Here is a 21,720-nt window from a genome sequence, read left to right as displayed (position 1 = left end):
GCAAATCGCTTGCGTGATGCGGTCATGCTGATCTCTACCTTCGGTAGACCCTCATTTCAAGAGGGCCCACTGTCCGAGATCTCCGCGGCAGCTCACCAGCTCGCGGTGGGTGGTCATCTGTTGTGCCAGTGCGAGGGTAGTTGCAGATCCGAGGGTAGAAGTGTGGCGCGGCTGCCTCTAGCGGCGTTGAGCTGCAGCTGAGTCACATACAAGGCCTTCGACAGGTCAGCGCCTTCAAGTCGAGCATCCCTGAAGTCAGCGCCGAGCAGATCCACACCCGACAAATCACTGTCCCTCAGATCCGCAGCAATGAGGTCAGCCCCTCTGAGATCTGCCCCGCACAACCGGTGGGACCTGAGATTCTTGCCCATCAGATCCGCTCCCGGCTTCAGCGTGGAATCCAGATGGTCACCACCGGCGGCAAAGTAGGACGCCCGCACTTCTTCGCTGACATCCATCAGCATTGACCTCACCTTGGAGTGAAGATCTTGGACATCCAGTGCAAGCAGCTCCGGCAGCTCGCCACCGACTGCCTGCTCTATCGTGATCCTGAGCTGTACCGCACGATGCGAAGCATCGGGATCGAAAGTTCGTGTCTGGGCCTCGGCCAGGTACCAGAGCATCTCATGGAGCTGCCGCGCGGCCTTGAACGCGGCAAACATCTCGTCTTTAGTGCCAGGGTTCTCAAGCCAGCTCAGTCCGGCGAAGAACCCCCTCGGATACCTTCGTCTTCTCGCGAAACCGACGACCTTAGCGACTACGATGTTCGTCGTCCGCTGACTCCGACGGGCACAAACCTCCTTGGCCTGATCAAATATGTCGGTAGCGTGCCGTTGGGGTCAGTTCTAAAGGATTGGGGCCGTGCGGCAGCTTCTTCCGCTGCGAGGATTTCATCATCGTTCACCGCTGTCACCAAGCCGCGACGGCGCTTTTCATGGGCAACCGGTTCCGGCGGGCGGGAGGCCTCGGATCCATAGCAGGTGTTCGGCCAGTGTTAGTTCCGGGTGCCGGGGGTGCGCGGCAAGGTGTCCGCGCAGTTCATTCCTGGCCCGGGCGTTGAGCGGATCGGTGCCTGACAGTATCGCCTCGACTATTTCGGCGGCCTGCCGACGCATTGCCGCGGCATCATCTCCTGTCGGCATTCTGGCTTCCAGGGGCGACTGTCCGCTCCCGGCCGGTGTTGGAAGGGCCGCTTGCTGCATCGACACTGGCTGTCCCTTTGCTCGCCGGCCGGAATGCGGCCGGAAACCCGCCTATCCTGAGGTCTCCATCCGGGATCGGGCCAGAATCCCAGAGGGCACTCCATCACCGCCGGGAGGCTGCGGAGGTCTCCTCAGCGGGTATCTTCGATGTCTTCGGCCGCTTCGGCAGTTGCGTCCGGATCCTCTTCCGGCTCGAAGGTGTTCGGCTCCGTGCCCGCACCGAGCCCCACACCATCCGGTGAGCCGGGAATGGTGCCATCCCGGCCGAGGCCAGCAGGGCCAGTCAGCTTCCGGTCACTGGTGGAATCGTCGTCGCGGGGGTCTTTCCCTGCCTCATTTACGCTCATCGTCGTCTCCAGGATCCGCCTGCGGGTGGTTTCTTCACGGTAGCATTCCCGCGCTGGAATAGTAAGCGTACTTCCGGTCCCGCGTTCACCGCAGGATTGAGAGCAGGCCGGCTAGCCGTTGGCGCGTGTCGTACGACAAGTTCATGGCGGAGGGACGCAGCATGAACCGGCTCCTATGTCGGGGCACTCCACTGGGTGCGGGCGGGCTCCTCCGGACTTGTTGACGACCGCGCGGGACTGTGGTGAAGCGAATGCGCCTAGGGTGTGTGTGATCGACTATCTGTAGGCCGTTTCAGCCAAGATTGTGAGCCAAGTTGGTGGCTCGTTTCAGGCCAAAAGAGCGGTAAGAATCAGGCCAGTCTTTTCTTCCCGAAATCATGGTTTCGTGGGCTTGCCTGGAGATAGAGATCACCCGTTGGCCGGGGCCCTTCCCAGAGTGTCAGGGACATGGGCCGGCCACCCCATATAGGTTCCTTACGGCGCTGCTATTGACAGAGCGATTGCGCCGGAAGGCCTGGAAAGCAGATGACGGTACCCATGTCGGTACAAGAATATATCAGACGACTGGACTCCCAGGGAGTCCCGGTGCGTGAGATCGCCCGAAGGCTGGGCGTCAGTCGGGCTTCGGCGGCCAAGTACGCCGAGCAGGAGGACTACTCCCCGGCACCACCAACACCGTTGGCCAGACCCGGCGCCTCGGTGTTGACCGGGTTTGAGCACATCATCGAGCGGTGGCTGGGCGAGGACCAGCGCCGGCCGCGCAAGCAGCGGCATACGGCCAAACGGATTTTTGACCGGCTCGTGGATGAGCACGGTTTCACCGGCACGTATTCCCCGGTGCAACGCCACGTGAAGAAGTGGACGGCGCGGAACCGGCAGGCCCGCCCGTCCCGCCATTCAAGACCAAAGGTCCGGACCGGCCGCCCCTTGCCCTTCAAAGCAACCAGCCCGCCCGTTCCCTCGCAGTGATCTATTCGAACACGGTTAGAGAGTGTCTTTCCATGTAGATTTGAATCTTTTGCCTCTCGCCCGTCTTTCTTACCAGCGGGACGAAGAGGATCTGACCCGGAGCCTTCGACGGCCGCGGCCCGGGCCCGCCCGGATACTGGCCAGTACGCTTACTGTCCGCGTACCTTAGTCTGAGGCCACGTTGTGGCATGCCTCACAGAACCCGCAGCACAGAATCCTTTCCACGGACCAGAGGGCCGGGATGCAATGCGGCATCCCGGACCCGAGGAGAAAGCCGACGCGGCCTCCTCCCCGCGTCCAGGAGGACACCCATGACCGGCACATTCGAACTCTTCACCGACGACAACCAGCACTTCAGATTCCGGCTCAAGGCCCCTGACGGTACACTGATGGCCCTTTCCAGATCCTTTCCCGACAAAGCCGCCGCCGTCGCCGGAATCACCGCAGTTCGCGAATACGCCGGAATGGGGCTGATCACCGACCTCTGCCCCGACATCCCTGTGCACAACCCGTCAGCGCAAGCCCAGTCCGGGACCCGACCCACCGCTCCACCAGCGGTGGTCCGGCCAGCGGCAGCCCCGCAGCCCCGGACGGGAACCGGCGCGCCAGTAAGACCAAGACGGCAGGGAAGAACAGAACACAGCGTTCCGGGCCGCTACGCCCGAGTGCCCACCGCAGCCTGACGCCCATTTGGGCAAATCCTCCGGCCGGGGAGGGTTAGCCCCGGCCGACGGGCACAGCGACCAAAGCAAACCACAGGAGCACCATGGCCATTAGTGAAGTACAGATCGAGAACAGCTCCTTCCGGGTAACCCGCTGGGAACTGGAGCCCGGCGACACGATCCCGAAGCACGTGCACGAGTACGAGTACGTGGTCGTGCCCCTGACCGAGGGCATGCTGTGGGCCGCGGACGCGGACGGCACCGAGACCGCCGTCGAGCTCAGTGTCGGCCACAGCTACGCCCGCCCGGCAGGGGCAGTCCACACCATCGAAAACCGCGGCACCGCCTGGATCATTTTTGTCGAAATCGAAAAGCTCTCCTAGCAGCCCGCTTTCTGCATCCCGGTCCCCGGCCCGCCCTGTCCCTCACCGCCCGGACTGCGTACCCCGTGCACACTTCACACCCCGCACCGGCCCGGAGCTGGCATCTTGCCTCCGGGCGCAAATCAGGAAGGCCTCAATGGAGATGAACATTCGGGATCACTGGGACCGGCTCAGCCCCGCAACACGGCGGTGGCTCACCGACAACCCCGGATGCCTGATCCTGCCGCGCACATTGAGGGAAAAGATCCGCTCGGAGACCGGCATAGGCGCCGAGGTTGACCGGCACGGGCAGGCAACGCTTTCCCGGGAGGACCTGGACTTCCTCCGCTCCAGGACAGAAGGAACCCGGACACCCCCGCCGGAGCACCGGTTCTTTGACGCGACACAGCCCGGACCAGGCGCCTAAATCCGGGGTGGTTGGTGACCTCCGTTGGCAGGGTTCAATGGAACCTAATTAATGAGGGAACAACAGTAAGGACCTGATTGCATGGCCACGAAAGCAACCGTCATCCTGATCGACGACCTCGACGGGGGCGCCGCCGATGAGACAGTGACATTCGCTCTCGACGGAGCAGGTCACGAAATCGACCTTTCCGCCGCCAACGCGGCCGCGACCCAGTCCCTTCTGGCCCCGTACATCTCCGCGGACGGAAGACCAAAGGGACCGCCGGAACCGCGTCAAGGCGGCCCCGCGGCGCCACGGTCAGGAGCTCAGACGCCAGCAAGATCCGCCGGTGGGCCATCGACAACGGGTGTCAGATGGCCTCCCGCGGGCAGATCCCGGACAGGATCATCTTGGAGGCTTTCCGGGCGGCCAACACCTGAGGGACGAAACTGGCGCCGGTTCCCGGCACGGGTCCTTGGCAGTGGCTGATCACCGCCTATGCGCTGCTGCCCCGCACGCACAGGATTCCCACCCTGGAGACAGCCATGAACTGCAGCGCCGTCGGCCCCGCCACTGTTCACGGATCCGGTCGTCCGGCCCGAGTCTCCCGGGGTTGAGCGGACAGGCCTCACAGCCTTTGCAGTTTCGCGGTGACGTGGGACGATCCGATGAAATCACCATCCCACATCCTCGGAACCGGTACATTCCGGCGGCTGCCGCCAATCCCCCGTCTTATGAACCTCGTGGCCGCCAACGGGCACCGCGGCCGGGTACAGGCTGGCGATGTTCTGGCCGTCAGTTCTTGAGGATTGGAGTCGTGCGGCAGCTACTTCCGCTGCGCGGATTTCGTCATCGTTCACCGCTTTCACCCTGCCCCGTCGGGGCTTTCATGGGCAACCGGTTCCCGTGGGCGGGAGGCCTCTGATCCTGAGCAGGTGTTCGGCCAGTGCCAGTTCCGGGTGCCGGGGGTGCGCGGCAAGGTGTCCGCGCAGTTCATCCCTGGCCCGGGCGTAGCGCGGATCGGTCCCTGAAAGTATCGCCTCGATTATTTCGGCGGCCTGCCGGCGCATTGCCGCGACATCATCTCCTGGGGGCATTCTGGCTTCCAGGGGCGACTGTCCGCTCCCGGCCGGTGTTGGAAGGGCCGCTTGCTGCATCGGCATTGGCTGTTCCTTTGCTCGCCGGCCGGATCGCGGCCGGAAACCCGCCTGCAGTCAGAAAACACTGAACTTCAAATCATGGCAAAATAGTACAACGGTACCGACCGGTCTGTCCCGAATCCGGGTAGAATTTCATTGCATGGATTCACCTGCCGCGCCGTGACACCAGGCACCGACCCCGCCCGTCCCCGACGCTGTGGTTTCGCCGGATTCCGGGGCCGCAGACACCGGCGGGAGGATCCTGGCCGCCGCGTATGAACTCCTCTCCCGCCGCGGCGTCCGGGATGTCGGCATCAACGAGCTCATCAGCCGTTCCGAGGTCGCGAAGGCCACGTTCTACCGCCACTTCCGGTCCAAGGACGACGCGGTTCTGGCCTCCCTGGCACAGCGGGACCAAGGTCTGGACAACGGACCAGATCGTCGCCGGCGCCCGGCGCTGCGGGACGACCCCCGTCGAGCAACTGCTGGCCATCTTTGATGTGTTCGGCGACTGGTTCTCCCGGGATGACTTCGAGGCATGCACATTCACCAATGGGCTTCTGGAGATGGGGCCCGGACATCGGCTCGGGCAGGCCAGCATTGGCTATCTGGCCCGCATCCGGGAACACGTCCAGGCCCTGGCCGAAGAGGCCGCGCTGGAAAGGCCTGTAGAGTTTGCCCGATCCTGGCACATCCTGATGAATGGACCGATCATCTCCGCGGCCGAAGGCGACACGAAGGCCGCAGGCCGGGCCCGCGAAATGGCTGCCTGGCTTATCGAACACCACCAGCGCTAGCAACCCAGGGCGGCCACCCTCACAGCCCAAATCCCCCGGAGGCGCCAGGCACGGGTAGACGGTGGCCCGGGAACGGGAAGTGCGCCCTCCCGGCCGCGCGGCCCTGCACTTCCCGCCGGCCCGGCCTGGTGCTCCCGGAAACGGGCCGACGTCAAACGCCTTATTGGTTGTACTTTTGGATGTGGCGCAGCCTCAGAGCGAGTTCCCCGGCGTGGCGGTGGCGGGGTCAGCATCGGGGTTCCCGCTGTTGCGGCCCAGCAGTTCCGGCGGCACCGGCTCTTCATGGGCCGTCTGGAAAGAGCGCCACGCCGCGACTCCCCCGGCCACTGCGAGTGCCAGCACTCCGACGAGCAACCATGCCTTCCGGGGCGCCCGCCTTCCGGTCTCGGCCAGGCCGGGGTCCGTGATGACGGGGGCGTCTTTCTGTGCCACCCGCCTCAGACCCTCATGAACGCGGGGGGTAAGGGTTTCCACTCCGCCCGCTAGCTCGTCAGCGAGCCGACGCAGACCCGTCTGGATCCGCGGGGAAGCAGATTCAACACCGGTGTCCAGCCCTGTCACCGCCCTTCGCAGTGCTGCCTCCACCCCGGGAGTGGCCCACTCCCTGCCCTTGGCGAGCTGAGTCATGAGATTTTCGGACAGGTGGTGAACTTTATCGGTCCGGGCTTTGGGTTCTGCCGTGCGCATGAGTGCCTCCCTCAGTGTGGTGAATTCCCATAGCCTACGGCGGACAGCGCCGCAGAAACAGGCCCATCCCGGTGGCAGCGGCCAACAGGAACGCAGGCCTTGCGCGTGGGCGAAGACTCCCGGGCGGGAGCGGGACGGGCACGGTCAGGTATATCCGGCCGGGCAAACCTAAAAGGGTGCAGCTCCCTACTGGGAGCTGCACCCGTTTGGGTATGTGCTGGGTTGTTGGGGTCAGTCTTTCTTGAAGGCGTCTTTGACCTTTTCGCCGGCCTGCTTCAGATCCGCCTTGGCCTGATCGCCTTTACCCTCGGCCTTCAGCCTGTCATCGCCGGTCGCATCGCCGGCGGCTTCCTTGCCCTTGCCGCCCAGCTTCTCCGACGTGTTCTTAATTTTGTCATCCAAACCCATGGTGTTTCTCCCTACGGTTCGTTCCCCCGCCGGCACACCGCCGGCGGCTAACACTTCCATCCTAACCACCACCGCCACTGCCCGCCCCTACAGCCGGACGATGCACGCCGGCGATAAACCGCCCCGCCCGAGCCGGCCCCGCCAGCGGGCGCCCGAACACTGGTTGAGGTGCAGCGGAAACGGAAATACTGGAATAACCTTGAACCGGTGCGACTCAAGCGGAAACCGTCGCCGGCTCAGGGGCGAGACAGAGGGAACAAGGCGACATGAGCAGCACAATGAGCCAGCATCTTGTGAAGACCATGAAGAGAACCCGCACCCCCATTTGGGCGGTCTACACTGTGGGGTTCACCCTGATCGGGCTGTTGTGGCTACTCCTCGGATTCATGGCCGTAAGCACTCACCTGGGCTCTAAATGGTGCAACTTGTTCGGAGCCGCGATGGTGGCTATAGGTGGACTGGGGGCAGCGCTGGGTTCAACGGAAGTACTGCGGATTGGCAGGCGCGAGAAAGCGCCGATGGATTGGCGGAGTGGTCTGATGGCCGCGTCCCACGCTCTGCTGGCCACAGGCGGCTACTTCGCCGCACTAAGTGCCGGGATCGCCCTGAACGAGGAATGATAAGCCCTTGGGTGGGCCCGCAGCATCTACGTGAACAGAGGAATGACAGCCGGATCAGGAACGGACTGCATCCCGGGTATCACTCCCGAACCCGTGCCATGCGCTCTCTCGATGCCTTTTTGGCTTGCTGACTGCCACCCATCCGTCCCGGTCCGGACTGTAATCGCGTGTGCCGTGATCCTGTGCAGAAAGTGAAAGCACGCGGCTGACCATCAGTAATCAGTGGGACCGACTTAATTCCCCCACGCGGAAGTGGTTGACGGACAATCCGGGATGCCTGATCCTTCCAGCCAGCATCACTGCATCCATCTTCAGTGAGCCCGGAGATGGCGGTTATGACCGGCACGGCCAGATGATCCTGTCCGGGGAGGACCGTGATTTCATCCGCAAACAAGCACAGGCAGCCCTGGCGGACACCCGGGATATAGGCTCAGTTCCGCAGGGCCACGGTGGGGACCCTAAACCTTAATGGCACGAAGGTTGAGCCGCTCTTTGAACGGGCCAACCACGGGACCCGCCACGCGCCGCTGAGTGTGACAGGCAATTCCGCCTACGGGATCCCCGGAACGCGAAGCAGCGGACAGGTCTATGAGGAGATCATGTCCAACGACAGCCTCCTGACGGAAATTACCGGTAAGCGTCCGGGCTTCTTCCGTCCCGGCACCGCCTTCCTGGACGACGTCGCGGCCGAGATCTCCCTTGCCCTCGGCGTGATCCCCACCGGGTTGAGCATCAACGCCGACGCCGGGGCAACCTATCCGGCACCAGTTGTCGCCGCCAAAACGGCCAAGGCCCGGCCGGGCGACATCATCATCTCCCACGGAAAACACCCCGGGTCCGGCACGGCGGCCGGACTCTCGGCAGCTATCCCGGCCCCACTGGACAAGGGCTATGCCTTCACCACCCTCGGCACCGCCCTGCCCTGACCTGCGCGTCGGGAGGGCACGTACCAGCCTCCCTTCGCCCTTCCAGTCGGTCACACACTTGCCTTCCCAGGTATCGCAGCGAGCATCTCCTAAGCATTCTTTTCCTGCCGGCAGCGCTCGGCACTGTCCGGCACTGCCCCCGCTAGCCCCTGACAGAAGCGGCGTCAGCTGCCAGGCTGTCACATTGGAGCTCATCGCCTTCTTCCACTTTCTGCCCCGTACACTGGGAGCAGAATTGCTTGGGGGGCTTTATGGATTCGCACAGGACCTGCCTCGTCATTGCAGATGACCAGGACATCAGGGGATTACTTTCCCTGGTCCAGGCGGGCATCGGGTTCGACATACACACCGCGACAGCGGGAAAGGCAGGCATCCAGACGGCCCGGACACTGGATCCGGACCCGATCACCCTGGACGTAGGACTGCAAGACATCACCGGCTACAACGTGGCAGCCAACCTCCGGGGATTGTCCGCGGCCCCGATCGTCATGATCACGGGATGGGCCGAGGCAGAGGACGAACTCCAAGCGATGGCCTCCGGCGCCCGGGCATACCTGCGCAAGCCCTTCCGGCCCTCACAGCTCGGGAAACTCACATGCCGGCTCTGCCCGCTGGATACACTGCAGAACTCAGGAACCCAGCCACACGGCGTGGACAACAGCCAGGGCAAGCTGTGAGGGATCCACTGACGCTCAGCTTCACCCTGACCTACGCCGCGACCCTGGGCGTAGGCCTGCTGATGTTCCTGGGCCAGGTCCTGACGGTTACTGCCTTGCTGGTCATCGCAGGAACCACAAGCGCCCTGGCCTGGGCGGTCCGGCGGCTCAGCCGCTTGATTACCCGTACGCCGGCGCGGCGCTGACAGGCCGCCGGGTAGCTGCGGCAGGGTCCGACCAGCAGCGCACAACACCGGCGCATCTCCGGGCAGAATACAGTGATCCCGTGGGCACAGACCGGACCGACGCGCCCAGAATCAGCGCTTTGCTCGACCTCGCCGTGGACGCCCTCGCGACAGGCACGGAGCGCCTCCAGCAACTCCTGGCCCGATGCCTACCGTTGTGGTCCTTTGCCCGAGGATAGCTCACGGCGGCACTCTTCCAGCGTCCCGAGCTGGGAACCGCACCGGAACTGCTCGGTAATCCACGCTCGGGGCCCGGCGGCGCTGGCCATCGCTCCAACGTTCCGGCGGAACCGTGGCACCTGCTTCATCGCGGATAGCGGCGCGGGCACGTTGGTTCATCGAAAGCATTCGGTTCGGTGTCCTTCGCTCAGCCCCGGCCCCTTTGCGGTTGCCCAGGAGCAGCACTGTATTTTCTAGCTGCCGGGTTGGGGAAGTGTTCTGGTCACAACGGCAGCCGGCCCCGTCATGGCCAGGTGGCTATCCCCGGGCAGGATGCGATTGGCTATCAGCGCCTCCCATAGCACCTCGGGAGGCTGGGGCTCCATCTTCTTAATCAGGCACCAGCTGGCATACAGCCCGTACAGTTCGTCGGCGCCCAGGCCGGCCTGAGCGTCCTGGTTCTGATGAATGGCTTGGGAGAGGAACTGATCAAAGTGGGAGGGGGCCATGATGGTGGCTCTTTCCGAACGCAACGGCAACAGCCACGGTGACCGCGCCGTTCATTTGCTCAAAATATAGAGCGCAGCACCGGCTCATCGCTCATGGAACCACGGTGCAGGCCGTCGCGGAGAGCGAAGGGCTGCCGTCCCGAGCGACCCTCTGCTGGCGTGCTGGTGTGCGGTTCGTCGTGTGTGGGTGGTCAGCGCTCTGGGCTGCCTAGCCGCCAACGTGGTGGATGGTGAATGCGGTCAGGAAACCTACGGCCGCGGTGAGGCCTGTGAGGTTGTGGTGTTCTTCGAAAGCTTCCGGGATCATCGTGTCGGCGAGCATGGCGAGGATACCGCCGGCGGCGATTGCGGTAATAACGGCTACGAGTTCTGCCGGGGCATTTTCCAAGGCTGTGTAGCCCAAGAGCGAGGCGAGTCCGCAAAAGACCGCGATAGCCGTCCAAATACCAAAAACGTACCCTGGCCCACGGCCGGCCCTCTTCATGCCGGCCGTACTGGACAGACCCTCGGGGACGTTTGAGATAAGCACGGCGGCCAGCATTGCCGGGCTTACTGTGCCGGCGGCGACGAGCCCCAAGCCAAGAACTACGGATTCGGGAATGCCGTCAATCAGGGCCCCGATAGCGATCGCAGTCCCGCTTCCGGGGGCGTCCTTTTCCGAGGGCTGCTTTTGCCCCGACCGCTTCCGGTGCTTCGCTCCCGCGCGGGCAAGCAGGATGTTCGAGCCGACAAAAATCAACGCCCCGGCCAGGAAGCCGACAACGGTCGGCAGCAACCCGCCCACTTCGACGGCCTCATCCACCAGCTCAAAGGCAAGAGCTGAGATCAACACACCGGCCCCAAAAGCCATCACAGTGGCAACAATTTTCGGTGGGACTTTCCACAGCCAGGCGATCCCGGAGCCCAGGACGAGCGCGCCGCCGGCCACGGTGCCCCACATCAAAGCCTGCATCCACATTGGCATTTGGTTGCCCTCCAGTCCACCCCGCTGGGAGTTCCAGCGAACACAACGTAATTGCCCCCGCGGGACTATACCAGCGCACGGTGCCACGCGACCTCAACCTCATCATGATCCTTCGGGGTCCCACTTCCTTAGAACCGGGACACTCCTGGCGGTACGCTCCCCTGTGGATCCGAATCTTGTGCTGCTCGAGTTTGAGCAACACGGTGTCTGAGCCGCCGTTGCGGACGACCTTGCAGAAGCCCAAACGCTCGTAGAGCAACCGGGCAGGGTTCCCGTCCAGCGGAGGTCAAGGGAAGCGAACATGTCAAAGATGAGCTTGCCGTGCGCGCTAGGCGTATCAAGCCACGGCTCAGCCAGGGAACGGACCCGCATCCCCCGCTGGCCCAGCACCATCACAATGTCAGCCAGGTCCGCCGTACTCCGGCCCCATCCTGGTGAAGTCGGCAACCAACAGATCAATACCCGGCTGCAGGTAGTCCAGGCACTCCATCCACCGCGCCCGGGCCTGCGTCGCAGCGCTGGCTCACGCCTTGGAGAATCGAGTACACCCTACTCGTGCGCTGAGCCTGCAAATCCTGTTCACTGTCTGCAAAGAGTCGCATTAGCTTTCCCGTGCCCTCCTGGGTCGAGATACAGGCGGGGCCGACGACGAAATGAACCTCCTGAGACCGGGTTCATGTCCCCAGCCGTCGCCGGCCCTTATTCTTGGCGCCAACCCCCGCTCAAGTGGCCCGCCGGCGTGGGAGAGATCATGGGGCACAAACCAGATGGGGTGTGCGGCTCACGCTTCACCGCAAAATCACGAAATGGTTCCAATACCACATCAAAGTAGCCGCGTTTGGACGCCCGGGCGCAGTTCACGACCCACGAACCTTGGAATTCGCCGGAATTGCGGTGATTTTCGCGGCTCAGATCGTTATGAAGTCGGTAGCTTCATCTTCTGTCACATCAGCCCCGCTGGCCCCTACAGTTGCAGAAAGGCCGGCCGCAACCAAGCGCCGCGCCAGCGGTGAAGGAACGGTGGGGAGATGTCCGGAGAAAGTTCGTCAAGGGTCACATATCTTACGGTCTCCGATGTGGCGGCCTGCCTGAACGTTTCGAAGATGACCATCTACCGGCTGGTGCGCTCCGGTGCGATGCCCGCAGCGCGTTTCGGGCGCTCCTTCCGCGTCAGCGAAGCCGCCGTTGACCGGTACGTCCACGACGCGGAGATACCCGGGCCGGAAATTTAGGACCGGGCCGGCAGAAATCACGCGCTCCGGCAGGTCCGCTACAGATTTTTCAGTGCCAGAAGAAGGGGGAACAGCATGTCCAGGAATCCTTTTAGAATCGGCGACTACGTTGTCGCGGACGAGCCCTTCAACGGACGGACCGAGGGAGTGGTCATGACAATCAATGGCCGCTGCCTGGGCCTGCTTGCCACAGGCGGCCCGGGCGACCACTACATCTACTACGACTACCGGACCGTTACCCTCCCGAACTGAGGACCCCCGGCACCACATGGACGTCACACCTTCACCTTCGGGACAAATGGGCCCGGTCGCCGCAGTACCACCGGGGTCTCTTCTCCTGCCCGCAGGGACTCCACCGTCCCATAAGCCGGGCGATCACCGTGCCGCGGAAACCCGCCGCCACAGTGTCATCTTCAGGAGTCGTCTGCACCAGTTCATACGGCCAGATGGCGCGCGGGCACGGAACTGTTGCCATTGGGTTGATGCTCCTATGGTTGTCAAGCGCTGGTTTGGGGTTGTTCGTCCAGCCACGTGCGGCTACGGCTGGCAAGGTCGTGTTCCCGCGGGATGCCGCGTTCTATGCGTGAGATGGCTGTCGGCCAAACGCTGAAGTGCTGGGCGGCTGCGGCTTGGGTGATGTGAAGCGCCAACCGCCGTGGTCGCAGGTCTTTCGTGAGGGGAACAGGCCGGGGGGTTTGTAGCACCCGATAAAAGAGCCAGCGCTTACTTCGCGCGGGAGCAGCGGCAGTGAGCACGTATGAATTCATCGATTCCCAAAAAGCTGAGCCGCCAATCTCAATTCGGTGGTGAGAATGTGCCGCTGGGTGGCCGTCTTGACGTCCGGTTTCTATCACTGGGCCACCCGTCCCCAATCGGCCACCGCGGCCCGCCGCCAGGTGCTGACAGCGCGGATCCAGCACTACTTCGAGGAGTCCGAGGGCACCTCCGGCTACCGGCGCATCCACGCCGATCTCGCCGCAGAACAGACCGAGTGCTCTCCCGAGCTGGTGCGCCAGATCATGCGCCGCCAGGGCCTGGTGGCCTGTCAACCACGCCCGTTCCGCATCACCACCGAGGCTGACGCTGAGGCGGCCGCGGGCATGCCCGACCTCGTCCAGCGGGACTTCACCGCGGACCGCCCCGGGGTGAAGTTCGTCGGCGACATCACCTACATCCACACCTGGCAAGGATTCCTCTGCCTCGCCACCGTCATCGACTGCTACTCGAAGAAAGTCGTCCGCTGGTCCATCGCCGATCACATGCGCACCGGACTCGTCGCAGACGCGCCCAAGAACGCCGCCGCTACGACCCGGATCGAGCCGTCCGCGATCTGGCACTCCGATCGGGGCAGCGTCTACACCTCAACGGATTTCAGGGCACTGGTGGCCGGCCTGGGCATGCGCTCCCCGATGGGACGCACGGGCGTGTGCTGGCACAACAGCATGGCCGAATCGTTCTTCTCAGCCCTGAAGAACGAACGTGTGTATCGGACCGCTTACGCGACCACATCACAAGCCCGCAGCGACGTCCTTCGCTACATCGAGGGGCTTTACAACAGCCGGCGCCGCCACTCCGCGCCCGGCTACCGGCGGCCCAACGAAGTCCACCATGGCTATCAACAGCCAGCCCTGGCAGCGTAGAAGAATCCACTCAATCCGCTGTCCGAAATCCCCGCAGCAACTCAATCTGCCGCGCACTCGTTTTTCGGTTCAAATGACGGGCCTTAGAATCCTTCGGATTCAGCCCGGCAGAGCCCGAAGCCGCAATGAGTTCGCGAGCATTTCCCACATGAGGCACGCACCCCGTTTCGCGAGCACTACACGTGAGTCTCGTCGGGGGCCCTGTTGCCTCATTGCAATACCTCCGGGAGGAGTGATTCGTTGCCTCATTTGAAAACCTCCGGAGGGCTGCCTTCGTTGCCTCATTGAAAAACCTCCGGGAGGTCAGTTGTTCCATGCCCTGTTGACGGGTTTGAGGTGCGCTGGTTTCTTCGCCAGGGCCAGTGTTTCCAGCTCGGCGGTGAGGGCCAGGATCCGGCGTGAGTGAGCGCCGGGTTTGATCTTTTTGAAGACGGCGTTCATCTGGATGATCGGGCGTTTTGGCATTTTCTCGTGCCGGATTGCCCTTTGGTGCGGTGTTGCAGGCGCGTCGTGTTTCTTGGTGACTTTTGCCCGGTGGCGCTGCTTTTCGATGAGTTTCTGCTGGGCCGGCAGGAAGTGGGTGAAGACGCGGTCCAGCTCCCAGATCTCGTTGAGTTTGTCCAGCTCGCCGGCGGTGTCGTAGCGCAGGTAGCCGACCAGTTCCCGGACCCGGGCCCAGTTCTTCTGCTCCACGTGGGCACCGTCGTTCTTGTTGCCTGGCCGTGAGCGGGTGAAAGTGATTTCGTGCGCATGGCAGTAGGCCAGCAGATGCTCGTTGATGAACTCCGATCCGTTGTCCGAATCGATCCCGATGATGGGGAACGGGAACACCGCGGTGACGTGCTCGAGGGCCTCAAAGACCCATTTGGCGGCTTTGTTCCGCACGGACCGGTTCACAGTCCAACCCGTTGATATGTCGGTCACCGTCAGGGTGAAACAGAACTCACCGAAGCTGTTGCCGCCCTCGTGGCCGACCAGATCGATCTCCACGAAACCGGGCACGGCGTCGTCCCACTCGGCCCAGGTCCGGATCCGGATCCGGATCTGGGATTTGAGTAGCGTGCCGGGCTTGGTATGGGACCGTCCGCGCGGGATCAGTTTCGCCCGTTCGCCGGCGAGTTTGCGGTCGATGGTCGCCGCGCTCATGCGCATCAGCAGCGCGGCCTGGTCCTCGGTGATCGCCAGCTCCTGAGCGCGGCGCAGCAGCGGCACCAGGACCGGGAGCATCGGGGCCAGCAGCCTGCCGGCCGGGGCCCGCAGCACCGCCCAGCACTTGATCAGCGCAGGCAGCAGGTCAGGCCCGTAGACCGGGGTCCTGCCCGGCCTGGGCCTTAGGATCTTCAGGACCAGGGCGTCCCGCAGGGCCGTCCGGGCGTAGTCGCGGTGCCAGCCGGTCAACTCGACCAGTTCGTCCAGGATCCGGGACTTCCCGGCACGATCGGCGCTCCTATAGGCGAGGGCTTTCTTCTTCGTCACAGCTTGGCGCTGGGCCATCGTTAGCTCCATGAAAACGGGCATAACCCGCATCCGCTGCCACAACCGCGAACCACGCCGCTACGCGGGGGCTTTCTATGAGTCAACGCGGGGGGCTACCGGCCGGTCTCTGGGCGGAGTAACCTGCGGAGTGTCATGGTCTCAAAAGCGCATTCATGACGGGAGCATACCCATGTTCGACCAGAAATTCATCACCGATGCAATGAGCCGCAGCGCCGAAGACCCTGTCGACCGGCGCATCCTGTTCCGGGCTGCCGGTATCGCAGGGATCGGCGGCGTCGCGGCCCTGATCGCCAGCTCACCGGCCTACGCGTCCAAGGAATCAGACAACTCCGGTAACGGTCCCAGCGATGGGGCCATTCTAAATTTTGCCCTCAACCTGGAATACCTCGAAGCGGAGTTCTACCTGCGTGCCGTCACCGGCCGCGGCCTGAGTGACGGGCTCACAGACGGCAAGGGCCGCAAAGGCGGCGTTACCGGCGGCGCGCAGGTCCCGTTCAAGGCAGGCAGCCTGATCGAAAAATACGCCAAGGAAATTGCCGCGGACGAGGAATCCCACGTCAAATTCCTCCGCACCGCGCTCGGAAAAGCCGCTGTCTCCCGGCCCCAGATTGACCTGGAAGCCAGCTTCACCGCCGCAGCAATGGCCGCCGGCCTGATCAAAGCAGGCGAGAAGTTCAACCCCTTCGTCGATGAGACCAGCTTCCTTCTCGGCGCGTTCATCTTCGAGGACGTCGGCGTCACGGCATACAAGGGAGCGGCCCCGCTGATCGACAATAAAACCTACCTCGAAGCCGCTGCCGGCATCCTCGCCGTCGAGGCCTACCACGCCGGTATAATCCGCACCACGCTCTATGCCCTCGACCTCCAAATGCCCGCCCAGGCGATCTCCGATGCCCGGGACAGCCTCGACGGATCCGCCGACCTCGACCAGGGCATCGGCACCAAAGCCACCGCCAACCTCGTCCCGACCGACGCGAACGGTATTGCCTTCAGCCGCAGCCCAGGACAGGTCCTGAACATCGCCTACCTCACCTCCAAGGCAGCAAAAGAAGGCGGGTTCTTCCCCAAGGGCGTCAACGGTGACATCAACCGAAGCGCCGCCCACTCCTGACACCGCACCTCAGCAAACGCCTGGGCCGCGGAAAGCACACGCCCGGGGTGTTCCTGACCGCAGCCGTTGCCTGGTGAGTTTCTGAAGTAGCTGGGGCACAGGTTCAGCGCTTTCCAGCCTGACAACCGGGCAGGAGAGCGTGGCTAGCCAGTCTTCGTGACTGCCGCGGTTTTGACCGGCAAACGCTGGATCGTTGTAGCCGCGAGCCCATCCTAGGAACTCCTGATGGGCTAATTCATTGACTTCACCGGGGTTGATTGTTTCTCCCAGCCTGACTGGACACGCAGGATCGCTATGCCCCTCCCCACGGTAGACCCCGGGGCCTACCTGGCCGGGTTGCTGCTGCAAACCGGCTAGGCAGCCACGAGGCTTTCACGGAGTTCCGCCAGCGCACCGCGCAGCGGGTGTCCGCCGTGGTGCGCAGGGTGGTTATCGATCCCGGGCTCAGCGAGGAAGTAGCGCAGGGTCCGCTCGCACCAGAGCGTGGGCCGCCGCCTCCTGGAGACATCCCTATGACGCCAGTTCCCTCATCGCCCGGATGGACGCCCTTTAACTCATCGATTCCCTGACGGCACTCTCGCCGCTGCAACGCGAACAGATTGTGCTGGCGTACTTCGGCACCCTCACCTACCGCGAGGTGGCGGAGGGACTCTCGGCAGCGTTGCCCACCATCACGTCCAGGTCCGCGCAGGGCAAAAAAAACTCCGTATACAACTTGAACCCGTTTGAGGGCACGATCAGAGCGGCCCGTGCGCCGAATGCCGTCACCGGCTGCTGCGGAGGCACGGGTTTGTCGTCGGCTGTGGCACGCGACGCGTCCGGGACTCAGCATTACGGAATGGTTACGGTGCCTGTGGAACCCCATCCGGGACGGTGTTGCTGCCGAAGTACTCCTGACAGAGAAAGACCCGCCCCGCTGAAAATCCGCGGCCCGCACCACGGGCGCCGCACCGGGACAGTTCCATCCACATGACTTCAAGGAGTACTCCCATGCGCACCTCCCTCAAGACCTTCGCCGGCGTCGCCGCTGCCGGTTCGCTCATGTTCTCCCTGGCCGCCTGCAGCCCGTCCAACTCCGGCTCCTCGGCCCCCGTCAGCACCTCCTCCTCTTCGGCGTCGGCCGAAATGCCGAAGCCGCTGGCCGCCATCCCGGCCCTGACCGGGGTGTCCACTGCGGTGAAGCTGGACGCGTCCTTCGCGAAGGCTCTGGAGACCCTGCAGCTGACACCCGGCGTTGTCGGCACCGCGGCGCTGACCGACGGCTCGCTGGTCTTCCCGATCACCGGCGGCAAGGTCGACTACTACGACCCCGCCAAGGACTACCGCCCGTACGTCCAGGGCCTGATCAGCCACGCCGGCTCCGGATTCTCCCTCACCGCCGGTGAGACCAAGGTCGACCTGACCAACTTCACCATCGACCCGGGCACCTCCAAGCTCTACGGCGACGTCGCAGTCAACGGCGAGACCGCCGCGAAGCAGGCCTACATCTTCAACCTCGACGGCTCCACCCTCAAGCCCCTGGCGAAGTCCGGCGACACCGCCATCCTGGAAGGCACCCGCGTGCTGATCTCCGACACCGCCGCCGGCCTGCTGAACAAGACCTTCAAGACTGACGCCGTGAAAGCCGACATGCTCGTCGGCATCGCCAAGATCACCGTCAACACCAAGTAACCCCCACCGGGAAGACCTGCCGGAGGCATGGTCTGCACCGGCGGGAAGTGCCGCGGATCCTCAGGGTCCGCGGCACTTTTCCGTCGCCCTGCCCGGAGTCGGATCTACTCAAGGGCGGCGTCGAAACCGACGATGGCCCCGGGGCAGCGATGTACCCGGAGTTCCCTGACGGCTTTGAACACGGTGGAGGCGTGTGGCCCGGGAAACTGAGCCCCGGCTTCCGCCCCGGACCACTACCCGGCCGAAAGCAGCTCCTCCGGCGCCTTGCGGCAATTTCCGGGGACTTCAAGCCCCCACCTGATCCTGAATAGTGGTGTGATGTAAGCATGCAAAGACCCGACCCGCAGAGGCTGACAGAGGCGCTGGCCGCCCGGTTTGCCTCCCCGACGCGGAGCACCCGGCTCACCGTCGTCCTGGGGCGTTGGCTCGGGCTGAGTTTCACGGTGTGTTTCCTGACCGGGCTGTTCAGCCACGGCCTTCAGAATCCGCCCTCCTGGATGTTCTTCCCTACCAGTCCGGTGTGGATCTACCAGCTGACCCAGGGGATCCATGTCACCGCCGGGATCGCGTCTATTCCGCTGCTGCTGGCAAAGTTGTGGTCCGTGTACCCGGAGCTGCTCAAATGGCCGCCGGTGAAGTCCCCCGTGCACGCCCTTGAGCGGGCCTCCATTGCCATCTTCATCGCCTCGTCGCTTCTGCAGCTGACCACCGGACTGATCAATACCTACAAGTGGTATCCCTGGCCGTTCCCGTTCCGCGAGACCCACTACTGGCTGGCATGGGTCATCTGGGGATCCCTGCTGCTGCACATCGGCGTGAAACTTCCGGCCATCATGGCTCATTGGCGACGGCGTGCCATCGAGTCCCCTCCGCTGGCGGGTGCTGCGGCCGGCACCGGGCCAAAGGCCACGAACAGTACGCCCGCCGCCACAGCAGCGCCTGGCCGGTGGTCACGACGGGCCTTCCTTACCGGGGTGGGAGGGAGCACGGCGGCGCTCGTACTCACCACCGCCGGACAGTCCTTTTCCTGGCTCGGCCCCCTGAACCTGTTTGCCCCCCGCAAAATGGGCACCGGCCCGCAGTCCGTCCCGGTGAACCGGACCGCAAACGACGCGAAAGTGGCCGGCCTTGCCCGCGCCGGCGGCTGGTCCCTGACCGTCACCTACCAAGGAACCAGCAGGAAGTTCAGCCTGGCCGAACTCCGGGCGCTCCCTCAGTCCAGTCAGGAGCTCCCGATCGCGTGCGTCGAGGGCTGGAGCCAGATGGCCCAGTGGCGCGGCGTGCCGATGAGGGACCTGCTCGGTGCTGTCGGGGCACCACCGGATTCGGCCCTGCGCGTGACCAGCCTTGAACCCGAGGGCGCGTACAGACTCATGTCCATGCCGGCGGAATACACCCGGGACGAACGGACACTCGTCGCGCTGGAACTCAACGGAACCGTCCTGGACCTTGACCACGGCTATCCCGCCAGGATCATTGCCCCCGGACGCCCCGGAGTCCTTCAAACCAAATGGCTCCAGTCCCTGGAGGTCCTGTGAACCCGCCCAAGGCAAACCCGCCCGTGACTACAGTCCGATCCGTGAAGACGGCCGCATCCGTCAACGCAGTCAGGATAGCCCTCGGCCTGGCAGGTGCCGGGCTCATCGGCTACGGCCTGCTGGGCCTCCCCACCCAGCTCGGCCCCGCCCAGCTGCTGGGGCTGCTGACCTGGCTCGCCGCCGCGGTTCTGCTGCACGACGGCGTCATTGTGCCGCTGTCCACCCTGGCCGGTGCCGGACTGACCCGCCTGGGATCGGGATTGCGGCCCGCCTCCGCCGCGGTACTGCGCGGGGCCCTCATGACAGGTGCGGTGGTCACCCTGATCACCGGAATCGTGCTCAAGGCACAGTCCGTGGCCCGGAACACCAGCGTCCTGGAGGCCGACTACGCCGGACACCTCCTCTGGCTCTGGACGATTCTCGCCCTGGCAGCGGCGGCCGCGATCTACGCCTGTGAACGCTCCGCACGCACCGGTCCGGGCACAGGGGAAAGCCAGCAAAAGACTCGGCCCTGAGCGCGACGTGTCGAGGCCACCATCCAGCCGGCCGCAGACGCACGGGCCGCCAGCCCACGGCGACCCGTTCTCGCCCAGGGAAACGGCTCGCTCCGGTACCCGCCGCCGTCCTCCAGCACCGCCAGATACGCGGCGTCGACGTCCACGTCCGGGTCCGCTTCGACCAGCAGCGTTCCCCGCGGCGCGACCAGCTGCCGGCACCGGCCCAGCAACTGAGCAATGTTTCCGCCGATACCGATATTGCCGTCAAGCAGCAGCACCGACTGCCACAATCCGGACTGCGGAACACCGCAAAACACGGACTGATGCAGGGCCCGGACCCCTCGGTCCCGGGCCAGCGTCACCGCCTCCGCACTCGTATCCAGACCTAGCGCACCCAGCCCCAGGGACCGGGCAGCGGACAACATCCGCCCCGGACCGCAACCAATATCCAGCACCGGCCCCTTCAGGCCCTGCAGCAGGCGCAGTTCCAAGGCACTGGCCTCCGCGCACCACTCCAGGACATCGAACTGCACGACACCGGCCCCGGAGGCGGCGCCCGGTTCCCCGCTCTCCGCACGCAAAGTGAGGCTGCCGCCGCCACGGCGCAGCGCACGGGCATACGGCTCACCGGACCCGGAACCGAACACCCCCGCCTTCGTCCCGGGGAGGACCTCCACTGTCACCGGGCTCCCCGTGGCATTGCCCGTGTGCCCCTCAGCCCCGCCCGGCACAGCATCACGAACATCAACGTCACGGGAAAAGACTTCACCCTGCCTGCCGGTCACCGCCAAAGATCCTCCACGCTCACGTTCACCAACCGGGAATCCCATCCCCATCCCCATAAGGTATCCCGCCCACACCCCCTGCGCCGCTTTCAGGTGCGACCGCCTCGGCACCCATCCGGACCCCGGCAGCCTCCGAATAGCCACAAGGATCACCACACACCAACGGAACGGCGGGACGCGGCACATGGCCACACCCCCGGGTCGCCCGGCAATCCAATTCTCCGGACGCACCAAACGGCCGGTCCCCCTCCGGCGGAACCGCCCACGGCCTCCGCCGGTGGCAACAGAACCCCGTCCGGTGGCAAACAATGACGGATGCTGACCCACCGGCTGCGCTCAACGAAGACATCATCCAGGACCTGGCCGGCGGCCGTCTCCTGGATCTCGCCGAGCTATATGCCGTCGGCGCCCTCGGCAGCCCGGGTGAATCCGCCGTCGATGAGATTCTCCGATCGGCGCCCGTATCCCTGCAGGCCCACTTTTCCCTCCGGGTGGCACAAACGCGCGAAGCCCTGACGTTGACCTTCGTATCCCTGGACGCCGAGCCCCCGCCCGATCTATTCCGAAAAATCCTGGCCGTGCTGCCAACCCGACATTGAGCTGCCGCGGAGATCTCGGACAGTGGGCCCTCTTGAAATGAGGGTCTACCGAAGGTAGAGATCAGCATGACCGCATCACGCAAGCGATTTGC

At 64.3% G+C, this 21,720-nt stretch carries 26 protein-coding genes and 4 pseudogenes; 20 read left to right on the top strand and 10 right to left on the bottom strand.

Annotated elements, in window-relative coordinates:
- Nucleotides 1–113: 113 nt before the first annotated feature.
- Together ABIB51_RS21985 and ABIB51_RS21980 are read right to left on the bottom strand one after the other, a co-directional pair.
- A complete protein-coding gene (locus tag ABIB51_RS21985; RefSeq protein WP_354191473.1) occupies nt 114–662 on the bottom strand; it encodes a pentapeptide repeat-containing protein in 549 nt (182 codons plus the stop codon).
- A gap of 671 nt (nt 663–1,333) precedes the next feature.
- Nucleotides 1,334–1,549: a hypothetical protein gene (locus tag ABIB51_RS21980; RefSeq protein ID WP_354191472.1), complete on the bottom strand. Its 216-nt coding sequence runs from the start codon at nt 1,547–1,549 to the stop codon at nt 1,334–1,336.
- 537 nt (nt 1,550–2,086) lie between these two features.
- Here ABIB51_RS21980 and ABIB51_RS21975 point away from each other — a divergent pair.
- The 6 genes and pseudogenes from ABIB51_RS21975 to ABIB51_RS21955 form a co-directional block, all read left to right on the top strand.
- Nucleotides 2,087–2,410 (top strand): annotated as a pseudogene (locus tag ABIB51_RS21975) (IS21 family transposase); the annotation flags it as partial.
- Between the two features lie 419 nt (nt 2,411–2,829).
- Nucleotides 2,830–3,201 carry a YegP family protein gene (locus ABIB51_RS21970; RefSeq protein ID WP_354191470.1) on the top strand — a complete coding sequence of 124 codons (372 nt, stop codon included), beginning with the start codon at nt 2,830–2,832 and terminating at the stop codon, nt 3,199–3,201.
- An 83-nt stretch (nt 3,202–3,284) separates the two neighbouring features.
- The gene (locus tag ABIB51_RS21965; RefSeq protein ID WP_354191468.1) at nt 3,285–3,563 is read left to right on the top strand and encodes a cupin domain-containing protein; all 279 of its coding nucleotides are present in this window, start codon (nt 3,285–3,287) and stop codon (nt 3,561–3,563) included.
- Nucleotides 3,564–3,699: 136 nt separating this feature from the next.
- On the top strand, nt 3,700–3,969 hold the full coding sequence (locus ABIB51_RS21960; protein ID WP_354191467.1) for a hypothetical protein: 270 nt from the start codon (nt 3,700–3,702) through the stop codon (nt 3,967–3,969).
- An 81-nt stretch (nt 3,970–4,050) separates the two neighbouring features.
- A pseudogene (locus ABIB51_RS23305) lies at nt 4,051–4,149 on the top strand (Lsr2 dimerization domain-containing protein); the annotation flags it as partial.
- On the top strand, nt 4,119–4,388 hold the full coding sequence (locus tag ABIB51_RS21955) for an Lsr2 family DNA-binding protein (RefSeq protein WP_502916194.1): 270 nt from the start codon (nt 4,119–4,121) through the stop codon (nt 4,386–4,388). The pseudogene ABIB51_RS23305 and the gene ABIB51_RS21955, both read left to right, overlap by 31 nt.
- A 447-nt stretch (nt 4,389–4,835) precedes the next feature.
- Here the strand turns inward: ABIB51_RS21955 and ABIB51_RS21950 are convergent, their stop codons facing one another.
- Nucleotides 4,836–5,045 carry a hypothetical protein gene (locus tag ABIB51_RS21950; protein ID WP_354191466.1) on the bottom strand — a complete coding sequence of 70 codons (210 nt, stop codon included), beginning with the start codon at nt 5,043–5,045 and terminating at the stop codon, nt 4,836–4,838.
- A 259-nt stretch (nt 5,046–5,304) separates the two neighbouring features.
- Between ABIB51_RS21950 and ABIB51_RS21945 the strand changes: the two are divergent.
- Nucleotides 5,305–5,884 (top strand): annotated as a pseudogene (locus tag ABIB51_RS21945) (TetR/AcrR family transcriptional regulator).
- Between the two features lie 192 nt (nt 5,885–6,076).
- On the opposite strand, the gene ABIB51_RS21940 reads toward ABIB51_RS21945, so the two are convergent.
- Together ABIB51_RS21940 and ABIB51_RS21935 are read right to left on the bottom strand one after the other, a co-directional pair.
- A complete protein-coding gene (locus tag ABIB51_RS21940; RefSeq protein ID WP_354191465.1) occupies nt 6,077–6,571 on the bottom strand; it encodes a hypothetical protein in 495 nt (164 codons plus the stop codon).
- Nucleotides 6,572–6,802: 231 nt separating this feature from the next.
- Nucleotides 6,803–6,979, bottom strand: a complete 177-nt coding sequence (locus ABIB51_RS21935; RefSeq protein ID WP_354191464.1) for a CsbD family protein — start codon at nt 6,977–6,979, stop codon at nt 6,803–6,805.
- A 266-nt stretch (nt 6,980–7,245) separates the two neighbouring features.
- Here ABIB51_RS21935 and ABIB51_RS21930 point away from each other — a divergent pair, with 266 nt between their 5' ends.
- From ABIB51_RS21930 to ABIB51_RS21910, 5 genes are all read left to right on the top strand, one after another.
- Nucleotides 7,246–7,599 carry a hypothetical protein gene (locus ABIB51_RS21930; protein ID WP_354191463.1) on the top strand — a complete coding sequence of 118 codons (354 nt, stop codon included), beginning with the start codon at nt 7,246–7,248 and terminating at the stop codon, nt 7,597–7,599.
- Between the two features lie 599 nt (nt 7,600–8,198).
- A complete protein-coding gene (locus ABIB51_RS21925) occupies nt 8,199–8,525 on the top strand; it encodes a polysaccharide deacetylase family protein (RefSeq protein WP_354191462.1) in 327 nt (108 codons plus the stop codon).
- Nucleotides 8,526–8,776: 251 nt separating this feature from the next.
- Complete coding sequence (locus ABIB51_RS21920; RefSeq protein WP_354191461.1) at nt 8,777–9,202, top strand: response regulator transcription factor; 426 nt, start codon at nt 8,777–8,779, stop codon at nt 9,200–9,202.
- Nucleotides 9,199–9,387: a hypothetical protein gene (locus ABIB51_RS21915; RefSeq protein ID WP_354191460.1), complete on the top strand. Its 189-nt coding sequence runs from the start codon at nt 9,199–9,201 to the stop codon at nt 9,385–9,387. The genes ABIB51_RS21920 and ABIB51_RS21915 overlap by 4 nt, the downstream gene beginning before the upstream one ends.
- An 80-nt stretch (nt 9,388–9,467) precedes the next feature.
- On the top strand, nt 9,468–9,605 hold the full coding sequence (locus ABIB51_RS21910; RefSeq protein ID WP_354191459.1) for a hypothetical protein: 138 nt from the start codon (nt 9,468–9,470) through the stop codon (nt 9,603–9,605).
- A gap of 234 nt (nt 9,606–9,839) precedes the next feature.
- Here ABIB51_RS21910 and ABIB51_RS21905 read toward each other — a convergent pair whose 3' ends face one another.
- From ABIB51_RS21905 to ABIB51_RS21895, 3 genes are all read right to left on the bottom strand, one after another.
- Nucleotides 9,840–10,094, bottom strand: a complete 255-nt coding sequence (locus ABIB51_RS21905; RefSeq protein ID WP_354191458.1) for a hypothetical protein — start codon at nt 10,092–10,094, stop codon at nt 9,840–9,842.
- Between the two features lie 208 nt (nt 10,095–10,302).
- Complete coding sequence (locus tag ABIB51_RS21900) at nt 10,303–11,058, bottom strand: ZIP family metal transporter (protein ID WP_354191456.1); 756 nt, start codon at nt 11,056–11,058, stop codon at nt 10,303–10,305.
- Nucleotides 11,059–11,160: 102 nt separating this feature from the next.
- On the bottom strand, nt 11,161–11,430 hold the full coding sequence (locus ABIB51_RS21895; RefSeq protein ID WP_354191474.1) for a hypothetical protein: 270 nt from the start codon (nt 11,428–11,430) through the stop codon (nt 11,161–11,163).
- Nucleotides 11,431–12,086: 656 nt separating this feature from the next.
- On the opposite strand from ABIB51_RS21895, the gene ABIB51_RS21890 reads away from it, so the two are divergent.
- The 3 genes and pseudogenes from ABIB51_RS21890 to ABIB51_RS21880 form a co-directional block, all read left to right on the top strand.
- Entirely contained in the window at nt 12,087–12,290 is a 204-nt protein-coding gene (locus ABIB51_RS21890; RefSeq protein ID WP_354191455.1) for a helix-turn-helix domain-containing protein, read from the top strand.
- A gap of 75 nt (nt 12,291–12,365) precedes the next feature.
- A complete protein-coding gene (locus tag ABIB51_RS21885; protein WP_354191454.1) occupies nt 12,366–12,542 on the top strand; it encodes a hypothetical protein in 177 nt (58 codons plus the stop codon).
- A gap of 459 nt (nt 12,543–13,001) precedes the next feature.
- Nucleotides 13,002–13,930: pseudogene (locus ABIB51_RS21880) on the top strand (IS3 family transposase); the annotation flags it as partial.
- Between the two features lie 303 nt (nt 13,931–14,233).
- Here the strand turns inward: ABIB51_RS21880 and ABIB51_RS21875 are convergent.
- Nucleotides 14,234–15,424, bottom strand: coding sequence for an integrase catalytic domain-containing protein (locus tag ABIB51_RS21875; RefSeq protein ID WP_354191452.1), 1,191 nt, complete (start codon nt 15,422–15,424; stop codon nt 14,234–14,236).
- Between the two features lie 172 nt (nt 15,425–15,596).
- Here ABIB51_RS21875 and ABIB51_RS21870 point away from each other — a divergent pair, with 172 nt between their 5' ends.
- From ABIB51_RS21870 to ABIB51_RS21855, 4 genes are all read left to right on the top strand, one after another.
- Nucleotides 15,597–16,538, top strand: a complete 942-nt coding sequence (locus ABIB51_RS21870; protein WP_354191450.1) for a ferritin-like domain-containing protein — start codon at nt 15,597–15,599, stop codon at nt 16,536–16,538.
- Nucleotides 16,539–17,528: 990 nt separating this feature from the next.
- Complete coding sequence (locus ABIB51_RS21865; RefSeq protein ID WP_354191449.1) at nt 17,529–18,209, top strand: hypothetical protein; 681 nt, start codon at nt 17,529–17,531, stop codon at nt 18,207–18,209.
- A 326-nt stretch (nt 18,210–18,535) separates the two neighbouring features.
- Nucleotides 18,536–19,747, top strand: coding sequence for a molybdopterin-dependent oxidoreductase (locus ABIB51_RS21860; protein ID WP_354191448.1), 1,212 nt, complete (start codon nt 18,536–18,538; stop codon nt 19,745–19,747).
- A 23-nt stretch (nt 19,748–19,770) separates the two neighbouring features.
- Nucleotides 19,771–20,262, top strand: a complete 492-nt coding sequence (locus tag ABIB51_RS21855; RefSeq protein WP_354191447.1) for a hypothetical protein — start codon at nt 19,771–19,773, stop codon at nt 20,260–20,262.
- On the opposite strand, the gene ABIB51_RS21850 is transcribed toward ABIB51_RS21855, so the two are convergent.
- Nucleotides 20,193–21,029, bottom strand: coding sequence for a methyltransferase domain-containing protein (locus ABIB51_RS21850; protein WP_354191446.1), 837 nt, complete (start codon nt 21,027–21,029; stop codon nt 20,193–20,195). The two genes, ABIB51_RS21855 and ABIB51_RS21850, sit on opposite strands and share 70 nt — an antisense overlap.
- Before the next feature lie 308 nt (nt 21,030–21,337).
- Between ABIB51_RS21850 and ABIB51_RS21845 the strand changes: the two genes are divergently transcribed.
- Nucleotides 21,338–21,628 (top strand): RskA family anti-sigma factor, encoded by a 291-nt coding sequence (locus tag ABIB51_RS21845; RefSeq protein ID WP_354191445.1) that lies wholly within the window; start codon nt 21,338–21,340, stop codon nt 21,626–21,628.
- Nucleotides 21,629–21,720 lie beyond the last annotated feature (92 nt).

The sequence above is a fragment of the Arthrobacter sp. UYCu712 genome, assembly GCF_040547005.1.
Taxonomy (GTDB): Bacteria; Actinomycetota; Actinomycetes; order Actinomycetales; family Micrococcaceae; genus Arthrobacter.
The sequence above is the reverse complement of the archived record's forward strand: the minus strand, read 5'-3'. Positions and strand labels throughout refer to the sequence as shown.